The following is a 7,492-nucleotide window of genomic DNA, read 5'->3' as shown; positions in this document are numbered from 1 at the left end:
CGATTTTGGGTTGTTCTTGTTCTTATATTTCACTTGTTTGTTGAGTAAGACCGACACGATCGGTCCTTTGGCTGTTTTGACTTCAATATGTTTCGCATCGATCGCTGCCACGATGCCGAGCACGTGCAGCAACTCCGGACCCGTGGCCGAGGCAGTAGGGGACAGCCACAAGAATGTGAGGAGAATCAGGCCTGTTACGATGAGTCGATAGTCGAGCTTTACCATAATGATGCCGGGCGAGGATCTGTGCGGAGCTGGATTTGGAGCGGCAGCTCAGGATTTCAGTGCTCTATGCCGACTCTCATGATTTCCATCACCGTCGTCTCACTATACAAATTCTTCACGATGAATACCACCCACGCCGTTAGGTGGGGCGCACTCGTTGAAAACCTGAGAGGCGAGTGATCAGCAGAACAAGGATGGGCAGGTGCATGAGCAGGCCGCTCATGCCCATGGCTGCTTCTCCGATCCAAAACGTCATGCCGAGATTAAAAGCCAAGACTCCATAGTACAACCCGATGCCGAGCAAGAGATTCTGTGTGATCGGTTGGAGCGGTGAGAGTGAGGTGAGGCGTCGGTCCAACGGAAAATAGACGGCCAGCGAAACCAGTCCGACCACAGCCCAGCCGACGTAATTCGCGAATGGGACCCCAAAATGCCAGCCTGGGTCTGGATAGTAATAAATTTTCCCCAAGAACCAACGGTCTCCACGCAGAGCGACCGGATCGATCACCATGTCGATAAAAGCGAACAAAAACGCCGTCAGCGCCAAGACAGTCCAACCCGTGCGTGCCTCCACGTCGAATTGCAACGACTTGAGAAGGGCAGGCTCGATGCTCTGAGAGGAATCAAACGGCAGTAGGAATCCAAGTGCCACGCAGTAAGAGGCGAAGAGGAGAAAGCTGAATGAGATGGAATCCATGAACGGCACATTGGAAAAGTAAAGCTCTTGGCCGACCGTCGAGCCGTTGTAGAAGTACCAGCCGAACGGGATGCCGTTTCGCGTTGACGACAACTCACAGATGAACGCCGTGATCCAGCTAATCAGCCAGAAGCGCCAGGTCCGAGGCCAGCCGATCAGTTTAATGGCGGAGAAGAGAAACGCGGCAAGGAAAATAAAGACGTATGGCCGGAAGAGAATGGTCTTAAAGAAAAGAGAGAGTACTTCCATCCTTCACTGTTGTACCAATGGCCTTAGCTGTTTTGAAGTCGCTCTAGTTGAGTCGCAGGATTCCACCCCGCCGGAGCCATCTGTCCTTCACTCCACCATTTCATACCACCACTGATCCACTTCTCTCGCCAACTTTCCTAAATGGAATGGCGCTTTGTAAGATCTCCATCAGCGAAGTCATCATAGCCGAACTCAATCCCGCAACATGGGCAAATCTCGTGTGATGCGGAACTACCCTTCCACGGTTGAAACCCAAGATCATACCCACAAACCGGGCAAAGAGCTTTATGCATATTTATGGTCGCGAAACCACCGCACGGCTTTCTCCAGCGCCACTTCGGGGGGATTTTGTGGTAAGCCGAGTTCTCGGATCGCCTTGCTGCAATCGTAGTGCATCTTATACTTCGCCATCTTCACGCCCTCCAGCGGGATGCGAGGAGGATGGCCCGTAAAGTTAGCGAACCAATGATTGAGATAGGCGAGAGGTAACACAGCGCCTCGCGGCAATTTAAGCGCGGGAGCCTTGAGGCCCGTCAACTTGCTGAGAATTTCAAATACTTCACGAAGCGACAGGTTTCTTGAGCCGAGGATATATCGTTCACCCTGTCGGCCTTTTTCCATGGCGAGCAGATGGCCGGTGGCCACGTCATCCACATCGATGATGTTCATGCCGGTCTCAATGTAGGCCGGCATCCGACCCTTCATGAAATCGACAATAACTTGACCGGTGGGTGTCGGCTTCACATCGCCTTCGCCGACCGGTGCACTGGGATTCACGATGACGGCCGACAATCCCTCTTTGACAAGCTTGTGCACCTCCTGCTCGGCAAGGTATTTCGAACGCTTATAATGGCCTGCCATCTGTTCGAGCGACACCGGCGTACCTTCTGTTCCGAGCCCTCCGCCCGGCGGCAAGCCGATCGCTCCGATAGTGCTGCAATAGACCGTGCGTTCGACACCGACCTCGCGCGCCGCTTCCAAAAGATTTCTGGTGCCGGCAACATTGACGTCATAGAAGATCGAAGGATCTTTCGCCCATAGGGCGTAATGAGCGGCCACGTGGTAGAGATGGCGGCAGCCGCTGAGAGCCATGCGGAGCGATGCGGGATGGCGTAAATCTCCTGCGACTCGTTCAACCGGAAGACCGTCTAGGTTACGCAGCTCGGAATCCGGCCGAGCTAACACGCGAACCTCGGCGCCGGTTCGTACAAGCGCTCGTGCCACCGCCGCTCCGACAAACCCGGTGGCGCCTGTAACGAAGACTTTCATGATGAGAGGTGTTGAGTGCTGGGTGATGAGCACTGAGTAAAGTGGGAGAGAAGAGGAACTTTATTCCGGAGCTCAGCACTCATGACTCAGGACTAGTTCTTTCTAGAAGTTATATACCGCGCGATCTCGCGCAACGAGTCGGCGAGAGAATCAAATGATGAGAGCCGGTTGATAGCGCGGGTCACACAATCGTCGGCCATCTTCTTCGCCCCTTCCACGCCATGAAAGGTCGGATAGGTTTTCTTGCCCCGTTCGGCATCCGTATTTGGGTTCTTCCCCAGCTCTTCGCGCGTGCCGGTCACGTTCAACACGTCATCGGCGATCTGAAAGGCCAACCCGATGTCTTCTGCGTAGCCGGTCATATCGTCCAGCTGGCGGTCGTTCGCCCCGGCGGCGATCGCGCCCATGCGGACCGCGGCTCGAATAAGCATGCCGGTCTTGTGCTTGTGAATGTTCTGAAGGGTAGAGAGATCGATGTCTTTGTTCTCGGCTTTGATGTCGAAAACTTGGCCGCCTACCATGCCCATGTTGCCTGAGCCATAGGCCAGCTCTTGAACCAACCGCACCTGTCGCACTGGGTCGCAGCCTTTCATCAGATCGGGACGGCTGATGATGTCGAACGCCATGGTGAGGAGCGCATCGCCGGCCAGAATCGCCATCGCTTCGCCGTAGGCCTTGTGACTTGTCGGTTTTCCACGGCGAAAGTCGTCGTTGTCCATCGAAGGCAGGTCGTCGTGGATGAGCGAGTAGGTATGGATGAATTCCAATGAGCAAGCCACCGGCATGAGGCCAGGGGTTGTCGCCGCGATCGCCTCCGCCGCGGCAATCGCCAAGATCGGTCTGATTCGCTTCCCGCCTGCGAGCAGGCTGTAACGCATGCTTTCGTGCAAGGTCGTCGGTGGGGTGACGGAGGGCGGCATGACAAGGTCGAGAAATCGATCGACTTCGATCCGTTTCCGCTCGAGATACTCCACGATATGCATATGGTCAGCCTTCTTGAGGACTCATCAACCGCGCGGAGAGTAACAAACGATGGGAGATGAGTCAAACGCGGTGTGATGCGAGAGGACGCTCGTGGTCTCCTGTGCACGAGCATCCGCACCCTCGCTTTTGTCAGTGGACTTCGAGGGTAGGACACTCGTAAGGAGGTGAATAATTGTAAAATGGTATTGATTTGAGGTCCGTCGGTGCGTACTGTGCCGCATAAATGACCGACGCTCGCGGGTGTCGTCCTTCCAAATCGTTGGTCGAAAGACTGGTGATCATGAGCATGCTATTGGCGATACGCTTTGAATCAGGCTTTCTCAACGTGGAGGTCATGGGGAAGTTTTCGTTAAAAGAGGCGAAACGAACATTTGTAGAGATCCTTGAAGCTGTTGCACGGCACAAAAGCAAAAGGGTATTCATTGATGGTCGGAAGCTCGTCGGAAAACCCGAAACCATGGAACGCTTCTATTACGGCGAATTCGCCGCGCACACGGTCAAGGACTTTGCACAACAGGGTGTATCCTCTTCTACACAATTCGCATACATACTAAAAGAACCAGTGCTTGACCCGGGAAGGTTCGGCGAAACCGTTGCCGTGAACCGTGGCATGCTTGTCAAGATGTTTGACAGGCCTGAAGACGCTCTCCGATGGCTTGGAATATCACCAGCCAACAAGTCAGATGCAGGCGATGGCCAATAGCGGCGCACTGCCCCCCACCGAATGTCCCGCGTGATCACTGCATCCCGGTCTCAAGCGATCAGTCAAGTCAGCCTTCGTGCCATTGCTTCTGACCCCGAATGTGGGCAGCTGCTTTAGCGGGAATTCGATGGACTCCGAAAGTATCGCTGCTTCCGCATCGTCTATCCCGTCGATTGGTCAACACGCATCATCCTCCTGATGGCCGTCGGTCATCGTCTATATGTGTACGAAGAGCTGACCGATCGATATCGACGAGAGGGACGAATGAAAAAGCCTAGCGAGTCCGGTATCTTTCCATTCGCTTGTTTTTCCGCCGATCTTCCCGCTATACTCCGTTCCCATGAGTATTCGAAAAGGCGGTGGCGAGTGGGAGCCGATGCTGCTTCCAGTAGAACCACGCCTGTGCAGAGTGTGCCGGGAAGACCTCTATCGGGACAAGACGATGCTTCGGGGAGGTTGGTCTCGTTGCACGGTCTGTGACGAGTTCGTTCATTACAGTTGTCTTGCCAGTGGGAAGGTCTCTTTCTTAAAAGCACGACCACGGGTATGCAAAACCTGTCGTTCGGTCCAGGAGGGAGTCGTCTCTCCTTCTCCGAAGAAAGATGGGGCTCCCGTGGGCGCCATGCTCTGAATTCCGGTTCTTCAACCTGCCCTAAGCTCGGGTGTCCGGAGTGAAATCCTCTTTTCTCAGAAGACATTCAGCTTGGAGGCTCCGTTGTTCTTGCTGATCAGTATTGAGCAAAGACCGTTCTCTTCTATGTCTATATAACTCCCACAGGCGGCCGAACATTTGCCGGGGGATATCAACCTCACCGTTCATCGAGACGATCATGGCGCAGGTCATCCGAAGTGGGGCGTTTCTTCAGCAATGTTGGTCGGTTCACCCTCTGTGTGTGACGGTCAAACGAATGACGGATGAGAACATGGTCATTCTCTCCTGCAGTTCGTGCACATCATCCCATCATCTGAGGATTGCCACGGTCACTTCGAAAGCATCCGTGGCCCAACTAATGGCCGGTGAAGACGCTCTACGAGTCGAGCCGTCCGGGGTGGAGTTTCTCAAGGCTTGCGTGTCCACGCATCAGGCTTCGCTGACGCTTCGTGAGATGGATGTATTTCAAGATCTCGTGTTGTTGCGCTGCGCCGACTGCCGCCGGCTCTACGAACTGACCGTCGAGTCGTTCGAAACACGCCACAAGTAGCTTGAGGATGCAGCAAACGACCACTGCGTCGGTCCAACGTGGAGATGAGGCCATACATGAGCATCGCGTCATATCCCATGTCATGATATCCCATCCTCTACAGCTTACCGATGGCGAAACCATGTTGCTGGCCGACGCACAATTCTTTCGGAAAAAGGCTGCGATCACGACCAAGATACGAGCCATGCTTGAGGCGACGCATGGCGCATTGCAGAATGAGTTGGCAGGTCTGGCGCTCGTCGTTCCTCTCGATTTCGATCCCAACCTCCATCAACTGGTAAAAGGCGAGCATCTGGAGGATTTCCCGTATCAATACCTTGATTGTCCCAAATACTTCTCCGGCGCGAACAAATTCACCTTCCGCACGCTGGTCTGGTGGGGACATCACGTGACCTGTGCGCTATTGCTGGAAGGCTCGGAGATAGGACGATACAAGCGCCAGCTTCTCGGCCGGTTTCACCAGCTCGCTGGAAAAGACCTGGAATTATCTCTGGCACCGTCGTTGTGGGAGTGGAAACGGGGAGAGGGCTATACGCTGCCGATCACCCATGACCGCAAGGCTCAGATCGCTGCGGTGGTGGCTGAACGATCGTTTCTGAAGGTCGTTCGCTGCGTGCCCTTAGGAGACTCACGAGTACGCGAAGGGCAGTTGGCCCGGATCGCATGCGAAACTTTTCGGTCCCTGCACCCTCTCGTCACTCCTTAACCTTTTTATCCTAATTGTCTCTGACGCCAAACTTGGGTAGACTGAGCCGCCACTCTTTTTGAACCTTGACAGGGAGGAGCCCGTGAAGCAATCGTCATTACGAGTTCTGGGCAGTGCCATCATGATGGCGACCATGCTGGCCGGCTGCAGAGGAACAGGGGAGATGCGTTATCTGGATTTGCGCGAGAAACCGCCGATGGTGCAGGTGACCGACATCGATCCGATCAAGATCGCCATTGAACCGTTTGACGATCGACGGGCGGACAAGAGCCGTGTAGGGACGCGTACGCATCTGTGGGGAGGAACCACGCATTTCGATGTGTCGGGTGATCGGCTTGGAGGCTTGATCACTCAGCGACTCGCCGATCGCTTAAGAACTCGTGGGTGGGGAGATCGGGTCTGGAACGTGCGCGTGGCCGCGGCCGGATCCGCCGCGGATGCCGATATTGTCATCAGCGGACAGGTGCAAGATTTTTCCGCTACCGTGAAGAGCCGCGTCTTTTCCACTGTGATTGACACCACCAGCAGATTTACAATTCAAGCTCGGAACCTGGTCGACCGAAGCACGACCATTCGCACCATTGAAGGGGGGCGGAGTCGAACCGTGTTTTGGTTCAACCAGGATGATGTGCGAGATCAACTGGCGGCGACCCTGAAAGACGGATTTGATCGGCTGATCGTGGACACGACGATTGACAACAAGGCATTACGCCCGTCACGGCGCCTTGTGCAAGAGTGAGCCGTTGCAATTCCCAGTGGAGCATGGTTCTGAGGGTCGACGGCAACTTCAATCTGTCTTGAGGACCCCTCGCAGTGCGTGAGCGGCGGTGGGAAACGACGACGCCCTTGAGTTTCGGTCAGGCGCTTGCCGTGGGGGACCGGCTCGCCGCGCTCGGGTTAAAGCCGGTTTCGCCTGCCAGCGACGTGATCTGCTATGTGGAAGAATGGACGGTCGGGTCGCTCGATGACTTTGATCAGCTGGATCCTTGGGCGACGGAAGACGTCACGCTTGTTCATGTGCGGGAACGATGGCGCGGTGATTTCTTTCTTCTATCCGGAGCCTATCATACGATCTATCAGCGCCATCAGGATATCGGCACGTATTGCTCCATCAGCCACCCGTGGCGCATTCGCGAAATACTGCAGCTTCATGATCAACGTGCCATGTTCTGGATTGGGTTTCGGCATGCCCATTCGTTCATCCGGGTTCGCCTCCAGACGCAGGTCGTCATCACGCCCGGCGAAACGCGTGGCGATGCCGATCGAACACGCTGGTTGGATGAGAGACGAGCAGCCTTCCTCGACGCCATTACCGTTTTGGATCTTCCGATCGAGACGCATGTGGAGAAGAACGTGGTCATCGTTCGACCTTCCGATGATTCCATTCCGTTCTTCTGCTCATGGGCCGATGCGTTTGGTCCTTGCCAGTTCGAGTACAATACGTCCGATGCATTTGA

At 55.0% G+C, this 7,492-nt stretch carries 8 protein-coding genes and 1 pseudogene; 5 read left to right on the top strand and 4 right to left on the bottom strand.

What is annotated here, in order from left to right:
* The 4 genes from ACOSYY_RS01425 to ACOSYY_RS01410 all read right to left on the bottom strand — a co-directional run.
* Positions 1-225: hypothetical protein (locus ACOSYY_RS01425; RefSeq protein ID WP_421660470.1), on the bottom strand; the 225-nt coding region annotated here is incomplete at its 3' end.
* Positions 226-364: 139 nt separating this feature from the next.
* Positions 365-1,171, bottom strand: a complete 807-nt coding sequence (locus ACOSYY_RS01420; RefSeq protein ID WP_421660469.1) for a carotenoid biosynthesis protein — start codon at positions 1,169-1,171, stop codon at positions 365-367.
* Between the two features lie 285 nt (positions 1,172-1,456).
* Positions 1,457-2,440 carry a hopanoid-associated sugar epimerase gene (gene hpnA, locus ACOSYY_RS01415; RefSeq protein ID WP_421660468.1) on the bottom strand — a complete coding sequence of 328 codons (984 nt, stop codon included), beginning with the start codon at positions 2,438-2,440 and terminating at the stop codon, positions 1,457-1,459.
* A gap of 92 nt (positions 2,441-2,532) precedes the next feature.
* Entirely contained in the window at positions 2,533-3,423 is an 891-nt protein-coding gene (locus tag ACOSYY_RS01410) for a polyprenyl synthetase family protein (protein ID WP_421660466.1), read from the bottom strand.
* Positions 3,424-3,704: 281 nt separating this feature from the next.
* On the opposite strand from ACOSYY_RS01410, the gene ACOSYY_RS01405 reads away from it, so the two are divergent.
* The 5 genes and pseudogenes from ACOSYY_RS01405 to ACOSYY_RS01385 form a co-directional block, all read left to right on the top strand.
* Positions 3,705-4,127, top strand: coding sequence for a hypothetical protein (locus ACOSYY_RS01405; protein ID WP_421660465.1), 423 nt, complete (start codon positions 3,705-3,707; stop codon positions 4,125-4,127).
* An 830-nt stretch (positions 4,128-4,957) separates the two neighbouring features.
* Positions 4,958-5,329 carry a hypothetical protein gene (locus tag ACOSYY_RS01400; RefSeq protein WP_421660464.1) on the top strand — a complete coding sequence of 124 codons (372 nt, stop codon included), beginning with the start codon at positions 4,958-4,960 and terminating at the stop codon, positions 5,327-5,329.
* Positions 5,330-5,336: 7 nt separating this feature from the next.
* Positions 5,337-6,035, top strand: coding sequence for a hypothetical protein (locus ACOSYY_RS01395; RefSeq protein WP_421660463.1), 699 nt, complete (start codon positions 5,337-5,339; stop codon positions 6,033-6,035).
* An 82-nt stretch (positions 6,036-6,117) separates the two neighbouring features.
* Positions 6,118-6,774: a hypothetical protein gene (locus ACOSYY_RS01390; RefSeq protein WP_421660461.1), complete on the top strand. Its 657-nt coding sequence runs from the start codon at positions 6,118-6,120 to the stop codon at positions 6,772-6,774.
* A 74-nt stretch (positions 6,775-6,848) separates the two neighbouring features.
* Positions 6,849-7,492 (top strand): annotated as a pseudogene (locus ACOSYY_RS01385) (hypothetical protein); the annotation flags it as partial.

The organism is Nitrospira sp. BLG_2 (assembly GCF_049222245.1).
Note: the sequence above shows the minus strand (reverse complement) of the source record. Positions and strands in the feature narration are given on the sequence as shown.

Excerpts from the sequence above, each read along its gene's own strand:
- ACOSYY_RS01420 (WP_421660469.1), bottom strand. The coding sequence starts at position 1,171 with ATGGAAGTACTCTCTCTTTTCTTTAAGACCATTCTCTTCCGGCCATAC.
- hpnA (WP_421660468.1), bottom strand. The coding sequence starts at position 2,440 with ATGAAAGTCTTCGTTACAGGCGCCACCGGGTTTGTCGGAGCGGCGGTG.
- ACOSYY_RS01410 (WP_421660466.1), bottom strand. The coding sequence starts at position 3,423 with ATGCATATCGTGGAGTATCTCGAGCGGAAACGGATCGAAGTCGATCGA.
- ACOSYY_RS01405 (WP_421660465.1), top strand. The coding sequence starts at position 3,705 with ATGAGCATGCTATTGGCGATACGCTTTGAATCAGGCTTTCTCAACGTG.
- ACOSYY_RS01400 (WP_421660464.1), top strand. The coding sequence starts at position 4,958 with ATGGCGCAGGTCATCCGAAGTGGGGCGTTTCTTCAGCAATGTTGGTCG.
- ACOSYY_RS01395 (WP_421660463.1), top strand. The coding sequence starts at position 5,337 with ATGCAGCAAACGACCACTGCGTCGGTCCAACGTGGAGATGAGGCCATA.